This window comes from Nostoc spongiaeforme FACHB-130, from assembly GCF_014698475.1.
In the GTDB taxonomy this organism is placed as follows: Bacteria; Cyanobacteriota; Cyanobacteriia; order Cyanobacteriales; family Nostocaceae; genus Nostoc_B; species Nostoc_B spongiaeforme.
The window spans coordinates 63,764-82,417 of the sequence record NZ_JACJTB010000001.1 but is presented as its reverse complement, the minus strand read 5'-3'; the positions used below and the strand labels follow the sequence as shown (position 1 = coordinate 82,417).

Here is an 18,654-nt window from a genome sequence, read left to right as displayed (position 1 = left end):
ATAAGAGTTTGAGAGAGTTCTTGCGTAAGTCCCAATACAGTTCAGTTAAGGCAACAATTTAGACTGGTGTAGGTTGGGTGGAGGAACGGAACCCAACATTTTCAAGACTTTGTTGGGTTACGCTATCGCTACACCCAACCTTACTATTCTCTTAACTCTTTGCGCCTTTGCGTGAGACAAAAGTCTATATTTACTTATTAGCAAAATCAGTAATAATAGCTTCAAGTTAACAACCAACAGTCAACCATGTCGCAAAATCGCTCAATTGCTGTTGAATTCCGCGATGTCAGCTTTAGCAGCAACCGTCGCAATTTAGTATCAAATCTTAATTTTTCAATCCATCAAGGAGAAGCATTAATATTACTTGGACGCAGTGGTAGCGGTAAAACTACCACAATGAAATTAATTAATCATCTGTTTACACCAACCACAGGTGAAGTCCTATTTGATGGAACTCCGACAAGTCAATGGGATGAAATTAAACTGCGGCGCAAAATTGGTTATGTCATTCAAGAAACTGGTTTATTTCCCCATTTCACTGTAGAACGTAATGTGGGTTTAGTTCCTAGTTTAGAAGGTTGGAAACCGAAACAAATTAAAACAAGAGTTTATGAATTGTTGCAATTGGTAGGGTTAGATCCTGTGCAGTTTGCTGGGCGTTATCCCCATCAACTTTCGGGGGGACAGCGACAAAGGGTAGGCGTAGCGAGAGCGTTAGCCGCAGATCCTCCAGTGTTGTTGATGGATGAGCCTTTTGGCGCACTTGACCCCATTACGCGCTTAGAATTGCAACAGGAGTTTCGGCGGTTACAGCAAGAACTCGGTAAGACAGTGGTGTTTGTGACGCATGATATCCAAGAGGCGTTTGTCTTAGCTTCTCGAATTGGGTTAATGTATGACGGAGAACTGGTAGTATTAGGTACAAAGGAGGAGTTTCTGCGATCGCAACATCCAGAAAGCCTAGCTTTTCTTCAATGTCTGCGTTCTCTGCAAGACAATTTATGAAAGACTTTTTCTTGATTAAGTATGCCCCAGAAATTTTACAGCACACGCTGGAACATTTATTTTTGGTAGGCATTGCCATTACAATTGCCACACTTGTTGGCATTCCGTTAGGTATTTTAATTACCCGTCAAACTCGTTTGCGTCAACCCATTTTGGGTATTGCCAATGTACTGCAAACTATTCCAAGTTTGGCGTTATTTGGTTTACTAATTCCTGTCCCGATTATTGGTGGAATTGGTGTTGTCCCAGCTATTGTTGCTTTAACTTTATATTCTTTTCTGCCGATAATTCGGAATACTTACACAGGCATTACCAGTGTAGATCCAGCAATTATCGAAGCTGGTAGAGGTATGGGAATGACTGATCAAGAATTATTATTACAAGTCGAAATTCCCCTAGCAATGAGTGTAATTTTGGCAGGTGTGAGAGTTGCCGCAGTCATAGGTATTGGTATTGCTACAATTGCTGCTGCTATTGGTGCTGGTGGTTTAGGCGTGTTTATTTTTCGCGGCATTGCTGTAGTAAACAATGATTTAATTTTAGCCGGTGCAGTACCAGCAGCCGTGATTGCTTTACTGGCAGATTTGTTAATTGGGTTGTTGGAAACCAAATTAAAAGTTAAATAAGTAATGAAAAGATTTTTAATATTTTTTATTTTAACTTTTACTTTAGTAGTGGCGATCGCAGCTTGTAACCCTAGTGCGAATAATACCACGGGCGATATTGTTGTTGCTTCTAAAGATTTTACCGCCCAAGATATTTTAGGCGAACTCTTAGCCCAACACATCGAAGCCACAACTAATCTCAAAGTTACCCGTCGTCCTCGTTTGGGGGGTTCGTTTGTCTGCCACAATGCGATTTTGGCTGGCAAAATTGATGCTTATATTGAGTATACAGGCACAGCTTTTACAGGGATTTTAAAACAAAAGACCGTTAACGACCCAAAGGTAGTTTACGAAAAATTAAAACAAATTTATGCCGAAAAATTCAACTTAGAAGTCATGCCAAGTTTAGGCTTTGAAGATACTTTCGCAATGGTAATTCGCGGTGAAGATGCCAAGAAGTATAATATTCAAACTCTATCTCAAGCTGCACAATATACACCCCAATGGCGCGGCGGTTTTGGCTATGAATTTTTAGAACGGGAAGATGGTTTTCCGGGGTTAGCGAAAACTTATAATTTGCGTTTTTCTAAACCACCGCAAATTATGGACTTGGGTTTAATCTACCGCGCCTTAATTCAAAAACAAGTCGATATGGTAGCAGGAAATTCTAGTGATGGGCAAATTGCGCGGTTAGGTTTAGCTGTGTTAAAGGACGATAAACAATATTTCCCCCCTTACGAAGCTACGCCAATTGTCAGACAAGCAACCTTAAATAAATACCCGGAATTAAAAAGTGCGATCGCTCAACTTTCTGGTAAAATTTCCGCAGATGAAATGCGGCAGTTAAATTATTTAGTTGAAGGGGAGTTACGAGATATTAAAGAGGTTGTGCGTGAGTTTCTTAAATCTAAAGGGTTAATCTCGCGCAAAGGCAAGGCAGTGCGTTGGGCGGCTCCGCCGACTTGAAGCAACTGCCGCGCAAAGGCGCAAAGTGTTTATATGGAGAGGTTATGAGTTTTAAGTTAGACACAACTTTTAAAGCTGCAATTATTTGGCTGTGTGTTTCTAGTGGAACTGTTATTGCTCAAACATTACCTCTCTCCAATAACTTGATTGCTTTTAATTCTAAGGAGGGAGAGAAGTTATTAATTCAAAGTCGCTCCAGAGAAGATTTTTTTCCTTTGAGTATGCAGTTTGTCACGCAACATAATCAAGCTTTTTGTGGTGTGGCTAGTAGTGTGATGGTGTTAAATAGTTTAGGAATTGTCGCACCAGAATCACCACAATATTCTCCTTACAGAGTGTTCACGCAAGAAAACTTTTTTAGCAATGAAAAGACTAAAAAAGTCATTGCACCTGAAGTTGTCGCCCGTCAAGGAATGACTTTAGCAGAATTAGGTGGATTAATTGCTAGTTATGATGTCCAAGTCAAGGTTTATCATGCTGCTGATACTAATTTAGAACAGTTTCGTAAGCTAGTTTCGACAAATTTAAAGCAACCTAATAACTTTGTGATAGTTAATTATTTACGTAAAGAAATTGGTCAAGAAAAAGGTGGGCATATTTCCCCCATCGCGGCTTACAATGAGCAGACAGATAGATTTTTAATTATGGATGTTTCTCGTTATAAATATCCGCCAGTTTGGGTAAAAGCCGCAGATTTATGGAAGGCGATGAACACTACAGATACGACTTCCGGTAAGACACGCGGCTTTGTTTTAGTGAGTAAAAATAGCTTATCTGCGCTTACGACATTGTAGTGGATAGCGATTACCCCGCCAGGTTGTCCAACCCTCTGCGTGTCGAGTCTGACTGTTGTATTTCAAATACCAATTATCTTGTTCTGCGCCTAAATAACGAATACCTAAATCTTGTCTGCGGCTGCTAGAAAAACGTTTTGCTAAAGGAACCCACGCACTACCGTTATCACTGAACCGCCCAAGCAAACGCACACCAGAAGTAGTAGAGCAAATATTCCCATTGCAATTAGTTTGGGGGTCATCTACTACTTTCCATTCCATTCGGGCTGGTCTACCGTCAATGTTACAATCCCACGAACCAAAGAACCACTCACCGACAATTTGACTGGCTTGAGTGTGACTAGATAATAACAATAAACCAGCCGGAGCGATCGCCAAGCCCAAAAGCCACTTTGTGATGTTTTTCATGATGCTTCACCAATACGGAAATTTAATCTGTACTTTTCATTTAATCTATATGTATCGGTATTAGCATTTATGCAACACAATATTTTTACCTCTGATGAAAAACAAAAAAAGGGCGGGTAAATTACCCACCCTAGCAAGTTAAGAGAATATGTTGGCTGTTGCGATTAACCCAACAATTGTTTAGCCTTAGCTAACACGTTATCAACGCTAAAGCCGAATTTTTCTAAACAAACGCCACCAGGCGCGGAAGCACCAAAGCGGTCAATGGTGACAGTATCACCGTCAGTACCAATGTACTTGTGCCAGCCAAAGCTAGAAGCTGCTTCTACTGCTAAACGCTTGGTGACAGCTTTGGGTAGAACAGATTCTTTATAAGCTGCGTCTTGTGCTTCAAATAAATCCCAAGCTGGTAAGGAGACAACACGTACTTTCTTACCTTCGGCTGTGAGTTTCTCCGCAGCAGTGACAGCAAGGCTCAATTCTGAACCAGTACCAATGATGATTAATTCTGGTGTACCTTCAGAATCAACAACAGTGTATCCACCCTTAGCTACACCTTCAATAGATGTACCTGCCAAGTTAGGAACGTTTTGCCGAGTTAATGCTAACAAAGTAGGATCATTTTGTTTTGCTCTTTCAATCGCTACTTTGTATGCACCAGAGGTTTCGTTACCATCGGCGGGACGAATCACTGTTAAGTTAGGAATAGCACGCAAGGAAGCGAGGGTTTCGATTGGTTGGTGGGTGGGGCCGTCTTCACCTTGACCGATGGAGTCGTGAGTCATTACCCAAATCGATCCTGCTAAAGACAGGGCAGATAAGCGAATAGCCGCCCGCATATAGTCGGTGAAGATTAGGAAGGTAGCACCGTAGGGAATTAACCCTGAACCATGCAAGGCAATACCATTACAAATTGCGCCCATTGCATGTTCCCGCACACCAAAGTGAATGTTGGGGTTTTGGTATTGTCCTTTTTGGAAATCGCCTTTACCTTTGATTTCGGTCAAGTTGGAGTGAGTTAAGTCGGCGGAACCACCAATTAATTCAGGTAAAACCGCCGCCAATTTGTTGAGGCAGGTTTCTGAGTGTTTACGGGTGGGTAAGCCTTTATCTTCAGGGGTGTAGGTGGGGAGTACTTTATCCCAACCATCAGCCAGTTTGCCACTGAGATAACGCTCAAATTCAGCTGCTTCTTGGGGATACTTAGCTTTGTAGTCAGCAAATGCCTTGTTCCACTCAGCTTCGTAACCTGCACCGCGTTCTACTGCTTTGCGGGTATGGTTGAGAACATCTTGAGGAATAACAAATGGCTCGTTTTCCCAACCCAGATTTTTCCGGGTTAATTCTACTTCATCTCCACCTAAAGCTGCACCGTGAATACCAGCAGTGTTGGCTTTGTTAGGAGAACCATAACCAATAGTTGTTGTCACCTTAATCATTGATGGTTTGTCGGTGACAGCTTTTGCTTCTTCGATAGCTTTGTGGATGGCTTCTAAATCGGTGTTGCCATCTTTGACATGAAGTACATGCCAGCCATAAGCTTCAAAACGCTTAGAAACATCTTCTGTGAATGCCACATCTGTAGAACCATCAATAGAGATGTGGTTGTCGTCATAAAGGGCGATGAGTTTACCTAAGCCCAAGTGTCCAGCCAGAGAAGCTGCTTCACCAGAAACACCTTCCATGTTGCAACCATCACCGAGAATGACATAAGTATAATGGTCAACAATTTTGGCATCGGGTTTGTTGAATTTAGCTGCCAGATGCGCTTCAGCTATGGCTAAACCAACTCCATTCGCAATACCTTGTCCTAAAGGGCCAGTGGTAACTTCTACCCCTGCGGTCATAAAGTTTTCTGGGTGTCCAGGGGTTTTAGATTCCCACTGACGAAATTGCTTGATATCTTCGATACTTACACTGTCATAACCTGCTAAGTACAGCAGTGCATACTGTAACATCGAGCCATGACCAGCCGACAAGACAAAGCGATCGCGGTTGAACCATTTGGGATTTTTGGGATTATACCGCATAAAGCGATCCCATAGCACAAATGCCATTGGAGCAGCGCCCATCGGCAGCCCTGGGTGTCCCGATTTTGCCTTTTCTATAGCATCGACAGCCAAGAAGCGGATTGAGTTAATACACAGTTCTTCGAGGGATTGGGTTGCAACAGCCATAATAAGATTGTTTTTAACGACGGGTTAGCACTCTGCGATCTTCTCATTTACCGGGGTTGTTAGAACAGTTAACAGTTAACAGTCATCAAAATAGAATTTACTACTGCTCTGAACTGATTACTGATAACTGATAGGTATTCCCCTACCGTATCCTCATCATCCCATTCCCGATTGGCGATGGACAAGCGGGATCTCCTGAGTTTATGGTAATTAATCAACCTGAGAATATTGGTCATGCTGAACCCTTGGTTCAGCTGGGAATGATATCTATGATACTTTTGTCTGGCGAATCTGAGGAAAAGTATGAAGTGTGAAGTCTGAATTCTGCACTCATTACTCATTACTCATCACTCAGTACTTCTTGAAGACTAAGGTAACATTATGACCACCAAAGCCAAAGGAATTGGATAGCGCCACTTCAATGGTTTGGGCGCGGCTGGTGTGAGGTACATAATCCAAGTCACACTCAGTATCAAGATTTTCGAGATTAATAGTTGGGGGAATTTTTTCGTTGGCGATCGCCAGTACTGTTGCAACGGCTTCAATACCACCAGAACCACCCAACAAATGACCTGTCATCGATTTTGTCGAGCTAACTGCTACTTTATAAGCATGGTCGCTCAAGGCTGTTTTGATGGCTTTGGTTTCGTTGGAGTCGTTAGCTGGGGTGCTAGTGCCATGTGCGTTGATGTAGGTTACTTGTTCTGGGGTAATGCCTGCATCTTTGAGTGCTAGTTGAATGGCTCTCGCTGCTCCTTCACCACCGGGAACTGGGGAAGTCATGTGATAAGCATCACAAGTCATTGCATAACCAATGATTTCCCCATAAATGCGTGCGCCACGACTGAGAGCGTGTTGCAATTCTTCTAAAATTAAAATTCCCGCACCTTCACCCATGACAAATCCATCGCGATCGCGATCAAAGGGACGGCAAGCATGAGCCGGATCATCATTGCGGAAAGACAAAGCTTTACAGGCGGCAAATCCAGCTAAAGATAAGGGTGTAATTGCTGCCTCACAGCCACCGCAAATCATGGCTTGGGCGTATCCTCCTTGAATCAGACGAAAGGCATCCCCAATGGCGTTGGAACCAGCAGCACAAGCAGTCACTGTACAGTTGTTTGGCCCTTTTGCACCAGTGTGAATGGCTGTCAATCCGGCTGCCATATTAGCAATCATCATTGGGATCATAAACGGACTACAGCGATCGGGGCCACGGTTCAGGTAGACTGTTTGCTGGTCTTCTAATACCTTAATCCCACCTACGCCAGAACCAATGACCACCCCTATCTGTTCTGCGTTTAGCTCGTTAATTACCAGATTTGCGTCAGCTAATGCCTGTTTTGCTGCTGAAACCCCAAACTGTGAAAAGCGATCCATCCGCTTAACTTCTTTGCGCTCTAGATAAGCATGTGGATCGAAGTTTTTTACTTCGCCAGCAATGCGACAATCATGGCTGGACGCATCAAAATGTGTAATGTAGTCTATACCATTGCGTCCACTGACTAATCCTTCCCAATATTCAGCCGGTGTGTTGCCAATAGGTGTAATCGCGCCAACACCAGTTACCACAACACGTTTACGTATATAATCTGTCATGACTCAGTTAAAGGTAGCGAGAAAGCTGCAAATTAAAGTGCTGAGTGCTGAGTGCTGAGTGCTGAGTTTTTAAGTAGGAAGACTAAGTGAAAAAGATAAAATAGTTCTTAACTCTTGACTACTCAGCACTCAGCACTTTTAACTCAGCACTTTCTTAAGCGGATGCGGCAACTTGCTTTTCAATGTAATCAACCGCATCTTGGACTGTCAAAATCTTTTCGGCGGCTTCATCAGGAATTTCAATCTCGAATTCTTCTTCAAAAGCCATAACTAGCTCGACGAGATCCAGGGAATCAGCACCTAAATCATCGATAAAATTAGATTGGGGAGTAATAGTAATCTTTTCTTCGTCAATACTTAGTTGATCAGCGACGCTTTTCTTGACCTTTTCAAAAGTTTCGTTTTGGCTCATACAATAAAATTCCTTGACCAGTTGCTATTAGCCGCTCTTGATGAGTGACATGGTTTTTGAGCATATACATCTTATCGGAAAGCGCGATCGCCCGTATACTACCGAGGTATTTTCTTCTCGAAAACTTTTCCCTAGCCCCCCAGGGTTAGACAAGGTAGCATGGCAATTTCGGCGATCGCATACACTGTATAAATGCTTCTACTTATTAATTGTTACTATTTTTTTGACTAATGTCCAAATAAATTCTGAGTGCTGATTGCTGTGTAACAAACCAGACTAGCCTCTAGTCCCTAACCCCTAGTCCCTTTTATTTTTATGATTACTTCAACGCTGAAATACGCTTATTTTCCAGGTTGCGTCGCCCAGGGTGCTTGTCGAGAATTGTATCAATCAACCCAAGCCCTTACGCAAGCTTTAGGGATTGAATTGATTGAACTCAAAAAAGCTGCTTGCTGCGGTTCCGGTACATTTAAAGAAGACTCTCAATTACTGGAAGATACTGTCAACGCCAGAAATATTGCCCTAGCAGAATCATTAAATCTTCCACTACTCACTCATTGCAGTACCTGTCAAGGTGTCATTGGTCATGTTAATGAACGCCTAAAAGATTGCCAAAATAGTAATCCGACTTACGTTGACCAAGTGAATGGCTTACTGAAAAAAGAAGGTTGTTCACCTTATCAGGGCAGTACAGAAGTAACACATTTGCTTTATGCTTTGGTCAAAGATTATGGCTTAGAGGAAATTAGCCAGCGTGTCACCCGCAAGTTAACCAATTTAAAATGCGCTGCTTTTTACGGTTGCTATCTGCTGCGTGGACAAAAAACTATGCTATTCGATGATCCTTTCCAACCAGAAGCAATGGAAAATGTGTTTCGGGCTGTGGGTGCAACACCAATTTATTATCGTGGGCGTACCCAATGTTGTGGTTGGCCGTTAGCTAGTTACGCCACTAATGAATCTTTTAAAATGGCAGGAATGCACATTCAAGAAGCTTTGGCAAATGGGGCTGATTGTTTAGTGACACCTTGTCCTTTGTGTCATTTAAATTTAGATTCTCGTCAACCAGAAGTTGAGAAAGTGATTGGTAAAAAGTTAGGTTTGCCAGTACTACATTTACCGCAATTAATTGCTTTAGCACTGGGGATTAGTCCGCAAGCACTTGGCTTAGAAAGGCATATTGTTTCGACAAAACCAGTGTTAGAAAAATTGGGATTGTAATTAATTAAGGCAAAAATAAAAAGGTGAGCCAGCGCGGTCTTTGGGGTTTCCCTCATGAGCGACTGGCGAACCCGTTAGCGCAGCGTTAGCGACGCAGGAGCGTCAGGGTAAAAGTAAAAAAAGTATTTTACCTTTTTATTTTTTACTTTTAACTTTACTGACGTTGCGATCGCTTGAATGCTTGATACATATCTGGCAAACGACTAGTAATTGCACTAACCTTGAGATAAATTTTGTGGGGTATGGCTGGAGTACCAGAAACAATTTCCTTGGGTGGGACATCGCTGTGAATACCAGTTTGGGCAGAGGCGATCGCCCCATCACCGATTTTGACTTGGTTGGCGACTCCCACTTGTCCTGCTAAAATCACCCGATTACCAACTTGGACACCACCAGCCATCCCGGCTTGACCTGCGATCGCACAACCCATCCCAATTTGGCAACCATGCCCGATTTGTACTAAGTTGTCAATTTTGGTATCTTTACCAATTCTCGTCTCACCGACGGCTGGCCGGTCAACAGCACTGTTACAGCCAATCTCTACACCATCTTCTAAAACTGTGTAACCTGATTGTTCCATTTTGAACCAACCAGTGCGGGTAGGCACAAAGCCAAAACCTTCTGCACCAATCACAGCGCCACTGTGAACTACGCAATCTGCACCGATTTGGCTGCGTTCGTGGATTGTACAGTTAGCGTGTAAGGTAGTGCGATCGCCAATTTTGACATCAGGATAAATCACCACATTGGGATGAATAATCGCGTAGTTACCGATTTCCACCCGTTCTTGTACAACTACGTGGGGGCCTATGTAAACATCATTACCAATTTTGGCGGTGGGATGAATCACAGCCGTCGGATGAATTTCTGGATTGGGGCGATATGGTTGATAAAACAGAGTCAAAACTTTGGCAAATAAAAGTTTTGGTTCTTTTGTACTTACCCAAGCAATCCCACGTTCTTGGGCTTGAGTTTGTAAAGTTGGATCTTCGGGCAGAATTAAAGCACTTGCGTTTGTTTTATTAATTAAAGATACAAATTTACTGCTTTCGACATAACTGATAGTCCCAGTTATGGCTTCATCAATAGCAGCAACCCCTGTGATGTCTATATCTTGGGCTGGGTTAGTTATCAGGCTATTACTAGTAGTAATATCCCCGAATTGATGGATGATTTCGCTGAATTTCATTTTGAGATTGATTGAAAATTCGTTCCAAGCAAAATTATTGTCCCTCTTTTAATAGGATTTAGGCAGTGAAATGAAAAATCAAAGATAAAGACAAAGGGTGTAAGGATTTTGCTTCCTTACACCCAATCTCAACAATGAATTTTTTTATAAGTCCTGTTTATTTTCTGGCTTTTAGGTCATTTACTAGCACTCTTCTGCTGATGGGAGTTTGCTGGGGAGATTTTGCCTGAGTAGGACTTTTAGCCGTTGATTATCTTCAGCAGCGATGGTTTCACTGTAGTGATGGAGTTGAAACAGTTGGCAATAACGATTTTGTTTACCACACATCAAACAGCCGTAAGCATGATTGCCATTTGTACCACAGAGTCGATGTCCCATAACTGGGCCAAGGGAAATATTGTGTTCACTCGCCACTGTGCTGAGAATAGAACGCAGTTGTGACTCAAATTTTGCTGATAAAAGCTGCTTGCGTCCTGGTTTTGTACGATCCCATTGGGGTACCATCAAACCTTGTTTTAATAAACTCTCTTCGATTTCTTCTGACATGACAATCCCAGACAAAATTACATGGTGGGCAATGTAGGGCAGAAGTGTACGTGCTAATTGCCACATCAAAGCTTCATCAAACCACTGTTCCACTAAAGGGCGGAGATACCAGCAGCAAGGAATACCAAGTTGAACTAAATCTTGTAGCAGTCTAACTCTTCCTGGAATCGAGGCTTGTTCATAACCAGGTTTTAAAGGTGGTAAACTCACAAAAACTGTGACTCGCAGTGCATTTGGTCTGGCTAAGGTAGCTTTCAAACGTTCGAGAAATGCTTGACCTGGATGAACTTTGGTAGTGATGTAGACCATATTGGCGGCTTGACGGTCAATCAGTGCATTGAGGATTGACAATACACGTTCCCGATGCGCCGGAATGAATGGGTCAGAATAGTCGCATAAGGAAATGGGATAGCCTTTTTCTCCTTCTGGGGTGGCAAAAATCCGGTCTAATAAACGATCAATTAAGTCAGTAGGGGTGACATTATTCTCAAAGCTTTCTGGATGATGATGCCATTCCCGGTCTTGGTGACAGACACAATAAGCACATTCAACCGGACAACGATTCTGGGCATCTGGGAGAAATGGATTCAGACTGAAGTATTTAACGGCACGTTCTTGAGATGGCATTCCTAATACGGGAAAGCCATGCAGCATATATTGACTGCCCTGCAATGTAATTTCAGACAGAGTAGATTGGTAGTTTGACATACACCCTTCAACAAAAAATGCGAAAAATCGCTTACTCTAGGGTGGCTGCTGCAAATGTGGAGTGACAATGAGAGAAATGCTTGAAAACAAGTATTATTTGTTACGGTTGATGTAGCATTACTGAAGTATTATTCCCACTTCTTCACAGTAAAACAAAGGATACAGTACTTAGATAGCTAAAATTCGGAATTCTGTAGTTTTTATTAATTTTCTGCCATTGCTAAACCTGCTAAATAAGCCGTTGTCCAGGCACTTTGGAAGTTAAATCCACCTGTAATCCCATCAATATCTAAAATCTCACCGGCAAAGTAAAGGTCAGTAGTTAATTTACTCTCCATTGTTTTAAAATTTACTTCTTTAAGGCTAACCCCACCACAGGTAACAAATTCTTCTTTGAAAGCACCTTTGCCATTAATTAAGTATTTACCCTGGGAAATTTCTTGCACTAATTGATTTAGGGTTTTGTTAGGGATTTCTGCCCAACGAAGTTCCGTATTAATATCGACTCGGTTGATCAAGTATTGCCAAAGACGATGGGGTAAATCAATTCCTCGATGTAAGGCGATCGCTTTTCTTCCCCACTCATTTTTAACTGCTACAATTTTTTCCCGGACTTCTTCTTGTGATAAATCAGGTAGCCAGTTAATTGTTAAAGTGGCTTGATAACGATTGTCATACAACATTCTCGCCCCCCAAGCCGAAAGTTTCAACACCGCCGGGCCACTTACACCCCAATGGGTAATCAGCAACGGCCCTATTTGTTCTAAGGCTGGTTGTTGGGGAACAGACAGCCGCAAACGCACTGGATTCATACTCACACCGCTTAAAGCCCGCAAACTAGGGTCAGCAATGTTAAAGGTAAATAGTGAAGGCGCGGGTGGTTCAATTTGATGACCAAATTCTTGGGCGATTTTATAGCCGATGGGGTTACTACCAGTGGCTAATAGTAGGCGATCGCATTTTAAAGTTTCACCTGATTTCAAATAAACTTCAAACTGAGTTTTGAGTGCTGAGTGCTGAGTGCTGAGTGCTGAGTTTTGAGTTTCAAGTGTTGTACACTGAGCGGAGTCGAAGTGTGAGTTCTGAGTGTTCTGGGGTAATCGTTTCACTGAGACAACTGGTGTACCAGTCCGCAGTTCTACGCCGTTATCTTCAGCCGCATTCATCAAACACTGCACAATTGTTTCCGAACTGTCTGTCACCGGAAACATTCGCCCATCAGCTTCTTTTTTCAGTGGTACTCCGTGATTAGCAAACCAAGAAATAGTATCTTTCGCTTGAAAGCGACTAAAAGCACCCCGCAAAGCTTTTCCACCTCTGGGGTAATTCGCCACTAAGGCGGCTGGTTCAAAACAAGCATGAGTGACATTGCAGCGTCCACCACCAGAAATCCTGACTTTGGCTAATGGTTGACGGCTGGCTTCGAGTAAAATAACACGGGCATAAGGGTTGGCATTAGCACAAGCGATCGCACCAAAAAATCCCGCAGCCCCACCCCCAATAACGACAATTTGTAACGGTTGCAATTTTAAAGAATCTCGTTGATTAGTCAATGGTCAATAGTCATTTGTTCTTTTATCTTAGGGCTTACGCACAAATATTTTCTGTGGAGACTCAGTGTCAGGGTTTGAAATCACAACACAGTTCGGCTGAATTTCACCGCGTGATTTTTTGTTTTTATCCGTCAGTTCTATACCTTGTCTCCCTTGTCCCCCTTGTCTCCCCTGTCTCTCCCACTCCCTACTCCCCAAATTACACTTCTACTGGTTCAAATTGGTCTTTTGTCGCCCCGCAAACGGGACACACCCAATCTTCCGGGATATCTTCAAATGGTGTTCCTGGGGCAATTCCCCCATCAGGATCACCCACTTCTGGATCATACACGTAGCCACAAACAGTGCATTCGTAAGTTTCCATTGTTTTCTCCCTGAATTTATTAAATGATTTTTGCAGGATGATTGAGGTTTTGCTTTAGCACTCAGTACTCAAACCTCCGCATTTTCTCTATATGGTGTTTATTTCTTAAAAAACTAAAATCAAATAAGTTGAAAAAGTTGTATTTCTACCAGCTTCGACAACCTTATTTCAGTAAAATCACATAATTTGCTGATTAGTTCTAGATTAGAAACGCCACCATGTTCTTTGGGCGAAATTGATCATGGCCACCGCGATCGCACCTAAGATAAACAACCAAATGATTCCGCCTGGGAGAAATGTCAGAATCCTAAAACCCCTGAGAATCCAAATGGTAATGCCAATACCCAGTAGCATTCCAAAAACTTGAGTTAACCAACGATTTAAGGAAGATTGATTCATTGAATTTGCCTTTGATTCAAAATTCATTACACTTCTATATTAGAAGTAGTGCTATTGTTAAAGCTGCCGAAATTTAGATTTGATTAAATGTAATCAACAATACGATTTTATAAGTGATTTCACAGAAAAATAACATCAGATGATCTTAATTCCGGAAAATGGTGCTGTAAAAGTGGAACTAAATTTGAGTGAGTTGATCTTAAGGTCTAATAGACGTTGATTAACTTTAACTCTGGAAGTGTGGCAAAGTGAGGAGTGAGTGAATTAATATGGCTGCGTCTCATATTTCCGACCCAATTATTGCAGGTTTAGATATGCCTTGGAGCGATGACAAGCGAAGATTGTTAATGCAGGGCGAAATTTTTGTAGAAGCGCGATCGCATACGGCGTGGGGCGGTGCAGTTACTGCATGGATGTATTTACCAATGATGCGATCGCAAGTATGGCAGCAACTCACTGACTACCCTCGTTGGGTGCAATATTTTCCTGATATCACCAGAAGCGAAGTGCTGCACAGAGGTGAAGCAAAACGCCTGTACCAAGCAGCACAAAAAGCCTTTTTATTTTTCACAGCCCAAGTTGAAATTTATCTCAGCGTTGCGGAAGTAATTGGACAACAAATTCACTTCCGTATGGAAAAAGGCACTTTTGAAGACTTTAGCGCCTGCGTAGATTTAAAAGATTTTGGTAACGGTACTTTGCTGGCTTATAATGTCCAAGCCACACCAAATATCCCCATTCCTTCAATTTTTGTTCAGCAAGCTATGAACTTTGAACTACCTGCAAATATGCGGAAAATGCGTCAGGTTTTGTGTAAGCAGTAATCGCAATATTGACAATGGAATTAATTTAAACTTCTGCATATAGCCCAGACAGTACAAGCGTCTGGGCTAAATTTTTTATCAGTAGAATTTATGGCATAATAGCAAGCTTTAATTATTTAACAGCAGAAATAGGGAATAGAGTTGTTTGAGTCCTGGGGAATGGTTATATGTGCTTTATCCGTATTTCTTGCATAGATTCATAGTACTGATAATCCTTACCCTACAAGACTTTCATCAATTTTCTGGATATCCCTCAGCCAGCATAATTGTAAAGAAATATTAAAGAGTCAGAAGTTTTGCGTAAATACAAGATTTAAATCTGTGGAATAATTAGCAGACAAAAAACATTCATCAGTCTGCAATTCCACTCTAATTTTGTGATTTTGCCATTTATAAATCTGGCAATAATCATCACAATTTTAGAGAAATAAACTAAATCACATGGAGAATTAATTATGCCATTAGTTTCAACTTTTGAATTACTTGTTAACCCTATCGCTCCTACAGATAATTTAGGTAATTTACCACCCGATGTTGTTCAAAAGCTAGGAAGAGTTGCTCGTAGAGTTGTGCAAGGTTACTTTTTAACTATTGCTAATACTACTGATGCACCTGCACGTTTGAGACTGGAATTTACAGCCACAACACCTGAATTAAATCTAGTAGATACAGTCACAATCCGCGATGTTTTAGGAAACAATGAATTTTCTGAGTTGATTCCAGTTCCGGGTAATCCTAGACGCTTTACTTTTAATGTTGGTATTCCAGCGAATGACACCGCACTAGTTACTTTACTACCTGATCTACAAAATGTAGACCTGTTTACAGGAGCGAAAAATTTAGAGATTCGTGGGTATGTAAGCATCTCTAGAGCTACCATCGCCGGGCCAGCTTATGAACTGCTAGTAACTCCAGAACATCGGGGAACTTTCCTACCCAGAAACATCGATGATTCTGTTCCTGACTTTGATCAAATTGCCTACGCTCTGCCTACAGCAAGCGGTGGTAGCTTAGTCAGATTACCATCTCTTGTGCGTCCGCCTGTTGTGATATCTCAACCCGGCGAACCTAATGTAGTAGACGATAGCCAAGAAGTACTCAGCTTAATGGCTCAACGTCTTGAAGAGTTGGAACAACGCCTCGCAAATGTTTAGTTTTTGTAACATAAAATAGCCTGAACTGAACAAAGTTGATGTGTTTTAGATAACTAGAGTCACCGTAATTCACAAAACAACCCCACAAATTTTTGTGGGGTTTTTATTTTGTAACAAAAATGTAACAAATGCGAAGAGCGATCGCTTAGACTCTAAACAATCCCAAACACAGAACCGACAGTCGATTTAATCGAATCTCTAGCATCTTTCAAAGTCTGAGTAATTGGGTGCTTCGACTGTAAAAATACCCGCGCACAATTGCGTCCTGGCATCCCCGAAATTGAACCACCGGGATGAGTACCCGCGCCCGTTAAGAATAAATTGTCAATGGGGGTTTTATAGTTGGCGATTTCTGGTAAGGGGCGGAAAAACACCATCTGATCTAAAGTCATATCGACATGATAGTAATTTCCTTTGTATGCGCCTAATCTTTCTCCTAATTCTGCGGGACTTTCTACCCGACGAGCAATAGTCGCGGTTTTGACATTAGGTGCGTAAGTAGCTAACTTATCAACTACTTTGTCTGCAACTTGATTTTTCAACTCATCAGTCCAACCAGTACCTTTTAAGCCTGTACCTTCTGCGCCAGCAATTTGATAGGGTGCAAAAAATTCAATCCAAACAGTATGTTTTCCTGGTGGTGCTAAGGTGGGGTCAAGGTAACTGGGCATCACTACATACATTGAAGGATCAGCATCAGGAATTTCGCCCAAGGTACACTTACTATGAGCCTGTTCCACATGCGCCACAGAATCAGCAATTAAGATAGAACCAACCAGATACTCATCTTTGTGCGCGTGGAAAGGAAAACGCAACGGTTCATCTAAAGCCAAATCGATTTTAAGAATAGTTTCGTTATTGTTAACAATGCGGCGTTCTAATCTTTCCCACAAATCAGGATCGGCTGAGTCAATATCGCTTTTATCGGTCATTTGCAAAAACAACCGCTTGGCATCAATATTAGAAATTACGCCGTATTTTGCCCGATATTCTTTACCACCAGCAACACGCACACCAACAGCTTTACCATTATCAATTAAAACTTTTTCAACATGCTGATCTGTGAGAATAGTGCCGCCTTTACTGGTGACTAAATTCACCAAAGCTTTGACTAATGCACCAGTGCCACCACGCGGTCTTGCCATACCAGGATTATGACGCATTGCCATCATAATTGCACCGATCGCAATGGTTTTTTGTGATGGGGGCGCACCTAATTCTGATGCTAATCTGGCTAGTGGTGCTTTTAAAAATTCTGAATCAAACCACTCATTGAGTAAATCTTCCGCACTGGTCATCATATTGCGAATAAAATCCAATGTTTTATTTGGTGAACCAATGACTGAAAATAAATCTTTGATTTTTGTGATGTCGTAGTTACCTGCAATATCGATAATTGACTTTGGCGGTGCATTAAACATTGGAATCATTGCCCCTAATGCCCGTTGCCAATATTCAGTAAATTCGGCATATTTTTTGGCATCACGTTCACTATAACGGGCGATTTCTGCACAAGTTTTTTCTAAAGATTTATGTCCTAAGAAATATTTGCCATCAGGATGGGGGCAGAAAACTACTGGGTCACATTCTAAATATTCTAAGCCGTATTTTTTCAGTTCTAATTCTTCAACTACTGGCCCCAGGTGAATAAATTCATGATCAATCGCACACAAATTAAATTTAAATCCTGGTGCTTCTTTGGGTAAACATTCTTCAGTTGTGGCTGCACCACCAGGAACAGAACGTTTTTCTAAAAGCAGAACACTATAGCCAGCTTTGAGCAAATATGCTGCACAAACTAGTCCGTTATGTCCTGCACCGATAATTACAACATCATACTCTTGCATATTTGTAGTTTAGAATAGGGTGGCTTGTTAATATTACAAAGGCTCAAAAAAAATTACAACATTAAGTAAATTTAGTTAAATCAGCTAACAGGTATAATTATTTTCCTAATTAGTAATTTCTGAAATAGCATCTGGTATATGTCGCATTTGAGTTTCAACTAACAGTATTAAATGATGCTGTTTGACATCCAGGTGAATAATTTTAAATTTTGTCCCTTCCCAGGTAAAATATTGCAGATTAACTATTTCTTTGACTTTCTGGATGATGGCTAAAACTAATTCTAAACTCACACCTTCACCCTGATGGCAATTAAAATTTTCGAGGATGATAGAATTATTGTAAGTTCTCGGTTTAAACTGGGCATTAAAACCAAGCAAGCGACTTTTACCTTTTTCTGTGATGCCTATTAATCCTTGGCATTGAATTTTGTGATTACCAGGGAAAGCTAATTGTAAATTTTGCATTTCCAAGCTGACAATTTCACCCTCAACATTCAATTGATAATTCGTTGGTGAACTTTGCACAAATTCAGAATTTAATGCTTGATTAATATCAGATTCTGTCATAACAATGCGGGCGATCGCATTTACTGGTGCATTTAATTCAATCTGCCCAAAAATTGCACTTAAAGGATTTACAGCAATACTATCTGTTTGCAGTTTGATGTCTTGAACCCGGATATTTTCTTTAAAAACCAATCCTTTGCCACTCAAGGAAACTCCATCAGCTTGTCCTTGAACTATCTTGAACAAATCAGTCTGCACATCGACATCAATTTGTTCAGCTTCATCCAGTTGGTTGGATAGCCGACGTTCGGCTTCTTGTGAGATTAACTGTTCTTCCAACCTGCGTTCTTCAGGCATGAATTTTTATCTCATAGCG

19 protein-coding genes are annotated in these 18,654 nt (G+C 41.5%); 8 read left to right on the top strand and 11 right to left on the bottom strand.

Annotated elements, in window-relative coordinates; translation table 11 throughout:
* Positions 1-246: 246 nt before the first annotated feature.
* From H6G74_RS00360 to H6G74_RS00345, 4 genes are read left to right on the top strand one after another with little or no spacing between them, the layout of a single operon-like run.
* Positions 247-1,005: an ATP-binding cassette domain-containing protein gene (locus tag H6G74_RS00360; protein WP_190965786.1), complete on the top strand. Its 759-nt coding sequence runs from the start codon at positions 247-249 to the stop codon at positions 1,003-1,005.
* Positions 1,002-1,631: an ABC transporter permease gene (locus H6G74_RS00355; RefSeq protein ID WP_190965785.1), complete on the top strand. Its 630-nt coding sequence runs from the start codon at positions 1,002-1,004 to the stop codon at positions 1,629-1,631. The genes H6G74_RS00360 and H6G74_RS00355 overlap by 4 nt, the downstream gene beginning before the upstream one ends.
* 3 nt (positions 1,632-1,634) lie before the next feature.
* Positions 1,635-2,576 carry a glycine betaine ABC transporter substrate-binding protein gene (locus H6G74_RS00350; RefSeq protein ID WP_190965784.1) on the top strand — a complete coding sequence of 314 codons (942 nt, stop codon included), beginning with the start codon at positions 1,635-1,637 and terminating at the stop codon, positions 2,574-2,576.
* 44 nt (positions 2,577-2,620) lie between these two features.
* Entirely contained in the window at positions 2,621-3,370 is a 750-nt protein-coding gene (locus tag H6G74_RS00345; RefSeq protein ID WP_190965783.1) for a phytochelatin synthase family protein, read from the top strand.
* Here the strand turns inward: H6G74_RS00345 and H6G74_RS00340 are convergent.
* The 4 genes from H6G74_RS00340 to H6G74_RS00325 all read right to left on the bottom strand — a co-directional run bounded on the left by H6G74_RS00340 (position 3,347) and on the right by H6G74_RS00325 (position 7,966).
* Positions 3,347-3,778, bottom strand: a complete 432-nt coding sequence (locus tag H6G74_RS00340; RefSeq protein WP_190965782.1) for a DUF6006 family protein — start codon at positions 3,776-3,778, stop codon at positions 3,347-3,349. The two genes, H6G74_RS00345 and H6G74_RS00340, sit on opposite strands and share 24 nt — an antisense overlap.
* A 164-nt stretch (positions 3,779-3,942) precedes the next feature.
* Entirely contained in the window at positions 3,943-5,955 is a 2,013-nt protein-coding gene (gene tkt, locus H6G74_RS00335) for a transketolase (RefSeq protein ID WP_190965781.1), read from the bottom strand.
* 351 nt (positions 5,956-6,306) lie between these two features.
* The gene (fabF, locus tag H6G74_RS00330) at positions 6,307-7,554 is read right to left on the bottom strand and encodes a beta-ketoacyl-ACP synthase II (protein ID WP_190965780.1); all 1,248 of its coding nucleotides are present in this window, start codon (positions 7,552-7,554) and stop codon (positions 6,307-6,309) included.
* Between the two features lie 154 nt (positions 7,555-7,708).
* On the bottom strand, positions 7,709-7,966 hold the full coding sequence (locus H6G74_RS00325) for an acyl carrier protein (protein ID WP_190965779.1): 258 nt from the start codon (positions 7,964-7,966) through the stop codon (positions 7,709-7,711).
* Positions 7,967-8,006: 40 nt separating this feature from the next.
* Here H6G74_RS00325 and H6G74_RS00320 point away from each other — a divergent pair, with 40 nt between their 5' ends.
* On the top strand, positions 8,007-8,222 hold the full coding sequence (locus H6G74_RS00320) for a hypothetical protein (RefSeq protein ID WP_190965778.1): 216 nt from the start codon (positions 8,007-8,009) through the stop codon (positions 8,220-8,222).
* 59 nt (positions 8,223-8,281) lie between these two features.
* Positions 8,282-9,187, top strand: coding sequence for a CoB--CoM heterodisulfide reductase iron-sulfur subunit B family protein (locus tag H6G74_RS00315; protein ID WP_190965777.1), 906 nt, complete (start codon positions 8,282-8,284; stop codon positions 9,185-9,187).
* 154 nt (positions 9,188-9,341) lie between these two features.
* On the opposite strand, the gene lpxD is transcribed toward H6G74_RS00315, so the two are convergent.
* The 5 genes from lpxD to H6G74_RS00290 form a co-directional block, all read right to left on the bottom strand.
* Positions 9,342-10,376: a UDP-3-O-(3-hydroxymyristoyl)glucosamine N-acyltransferase gene (gene lpxD / locus H6G74_RS00310; protein WP_190965776.1), complete on the bottom strand. Its 1,035-nt coding sequence runs from the start codon at positions 10,374-10,376 to the stop codon at positions 9,342-9,344.
* Between the two features lie 183 nt (positions 10,377-10,559).
* Positions 10,560-11,630 carry a hypothetical protein gene (locus H6G74_RS00305; RefSeq protein ID WP_190965775.1) on the bottom strand — a complete coding sequence of 357 codons (1,071 nt, stop codon included), beginning with the start codon at positions 11,628-11,630 and terminating at the stop codon, positions 10,560-10,562.
* A gap of 203 nt (positions 11,631-11,833) precedes the next feature.
* Entirely contained in the window at positions 11,834-13,156 is a 1,323-nt protein-coding gene (locus tag H6G74_RS00300; protein ID WP_190966087.1) for a BaiN/RdsA family NAD(P)/FAD-dependent oxidoreductase, read from the bottom strand.
* A gap of 226 nt (positions 13,157-13,382) precedes the next feature.
* Entirely contained in the window at positions 13,383-13,547 is a 165-nt protein-coding gene (gene rd / locus H6G74_RS00295) for a rubredoxin (RefSeq protein ID WP_190589008.1), read from the bottom strand.
* A gap of 204 nt (positions 13,548-13,751) precedes the next feature.
* Positions 13,752-13,946 carry a hypothetical protein gene (locus H6G74_RS00290; protein WP_190965774.1) on the bottom strand — a complete coding sequence of 65 codons (195 nt, stop codon included), beginning with the start codon at positions 13,944-13,946 and terminating at the stop codon, positions 13,752-13,754.
* Between the two features lie 269 nt (positions 13,947-14,215).
* Here H6G74_RS00290 and H6G74_RS00285 point away from each other — a divergent pair, with 269 nt between their 5' ends.
* Positions 14,216-14,770 carry an SRPBCC family protein gene (locus tag H6G74_RS00285; RefSeq protein ID WP_190965773.1) on the top strand — a complete coding sequence of 185 codons (555 nt, stop codon included), beginning with the start codon at positions 14,216-14,218 and terminating at the stop codon, positions 14,768-14,770.
* 455 nt (positions 14,771-15,225) lie between these two features.
* Positions 15,226-15,924, top strand: a complete 699-nt coding sequence (locus H6G74_RS00280) for a hypothetical protein (RefSeq protein WP_190965772.1) — start codon at positions 15,226-15,228, stop codon at positions 15,922-15,924.
* Positions 15,925-16,076: 152 nt separating this feature from the next.
* Here the strand turns inward: H6G74_RS00280 and crtO are convergent, their stop codons facing one another.
* Positions 16,077-17,771: a beta-carotene ketolase CrtO gene (gene crtO / locus H6G74_RS00275; RefSeq protein ID WP_190965771.1), complete on the bottom strand. Its 1,695-nt coding sequence runs from the start codon at positions 17,769-17,771 to the stop codon at positions 16,077-16,079.
* A 105-nt stretch (positions 17,772-17,876) separates the two neighbouring features.
* Positions 17,877-18,635 (bottom strand): LmeA family phospholipid-binding protein, encoded by a 759-nt coding sequence (locus H6G74_RS00270; RefSeq protein WP_190965770.1) that lies wholly within the window; start codon positions 18,633-18,635, stop codon positions 17,877-17,879.
* Between the last annotated feature and the right edge of the window lie 19 nt (positions 18,636-18,654).

What these genes read in the sequence shown, in the direction of transcription:
- crtO (WP_190965771.1), bottom strand. Translation starts at nt 17,771, where the DNA reads ATGCAAGAGTATGATGTTGTAATTATCGGTGCAGGACATAACGGACTA.
- H6G74_RS00325 (WP_190965779.1), bottom strand. Translation starts at nt 7,966, where the DNA reads ATGAGCCAAAACGAAACTTTTGAAAAGGTCAAGAAAAGCGTCGCTGAT.
- lpxD (WP_190965776.1), bottom strand. Translation starts at nt 10,376, where the DNA reads ATGAAATTCAGCGAAATCATCCATCAATTCGGGGATATTACTACTAGT.
- tkt (WP_190965781.1), bottom strand. Translation starts at nt 5,955, where the DNA reads ATGGCTGTTGCAACCCAATCCCTCGAAGAACTGTGTATTAACTCAATC.
- H6G74_RS00360 (WP_190965786.1), top strand. Translation starts at nt 247, where the DNA reads ATGTCGCAAAATCGCTCAATTGCTGTTGAATTCCGCGATGTCAGCTTT.
- H6G74_RS00290 (WP_190965774.1), bottom strand. Translation starts at nt 13,946, where the DNA reads ATGAATCAATCTTCCTTAAATCGTTGGTTAACTCAAGTTTTTGGAATG.
- H6G74_RS00340 (WP_190965782.1), bottom strand. Translation starts at nt 3,778, where the DNA reads ATGAAAAACATCACAAAGTGGCTTTTGGGCTTGGCGATCGCTCCGGCT.
- rd (WP_190589008.1), bottom strand. Translation starts at nt 13,547, where the DNA reads ATGGAAACTTACGAATGCACTGTTTGTGGCTACGTGTATGATCCAGAA.
- H6G74_RS00270 (WP_190965770.1), bottom strand. Translation starts at nt 18,635, where the DNA reads ATGCCTGAAGAACGCAGGTTGGAAGAACAGTTAATCTCACAAGAAGCC.
- H6G74_RS00285 (WP_190965773.1), top strand. Translation starts at nt 14,216, where the DNA reads ATGGCTGCGTCTCATATTTCCGACCCAATTATTGCAGGTTTAGATATG.
- fabF (WP_190965780.1), bottom strand. Translation starts at nt 7,554, where the DNA reads ATGACAGATTATATACGTAAACGTGTTGTGGTAACTGGTGTTGGCGCG.
- H6G74_RS00280 (WP_190965772.1), top strand. Translation starts at nt 15,226, where the DNA reads ATGCCATTAGTTTCAACTTTTGAATTACTTGTTAACCCTATCGCTCCT.
- H6G74_RS00320 (WP_190965778.1), top strand. Translation starts at nt 8,007, where the DNA reads ATGAGTGACATGGTTTTTGAGCATATACATCTTATCGGAAAGCGCGAT.
- H6G74_RS00305 (WP_190965775.1), bottom strand. Translation starts at nt 11,630, where the DNA reads ATGTCAAACTACCAATCTACTCTGTCTGAAATTACATTGCAGGGCAGT.
- H6G74_RS00345 (WP_190965783.1), top strand. Translation starts at nt 2,621, where the DNA reads ATGAGTTTTAAGTTAGACACAACTTTTAAAGCTGCAATTATTTGGCTG.
- H6G74_RS00355 (WP_190965785.1), top strand. Translation starts at nt 1,002, where the DNA reads ATGAAAGACTTTTTCTTGATTAAGTATGCCCCAGAAATTTTACAGCAC.
- H6G74_RS00350 (WP_190965784.1), top strand. Translation starts at nt 1,635, where the DNA reads ATGAAAAGATTTTTAATATTTTTTATTTTAACTTTTACTTTAGTAGTG.
- H6G74_RS00315 (WP_190965777.1), top strand. Translation starts at nt 8,282, where the DNA reads ATGATTACTTCAACGCTGAAATACGCTTATTTTCCAGGTTGCGTCGCC.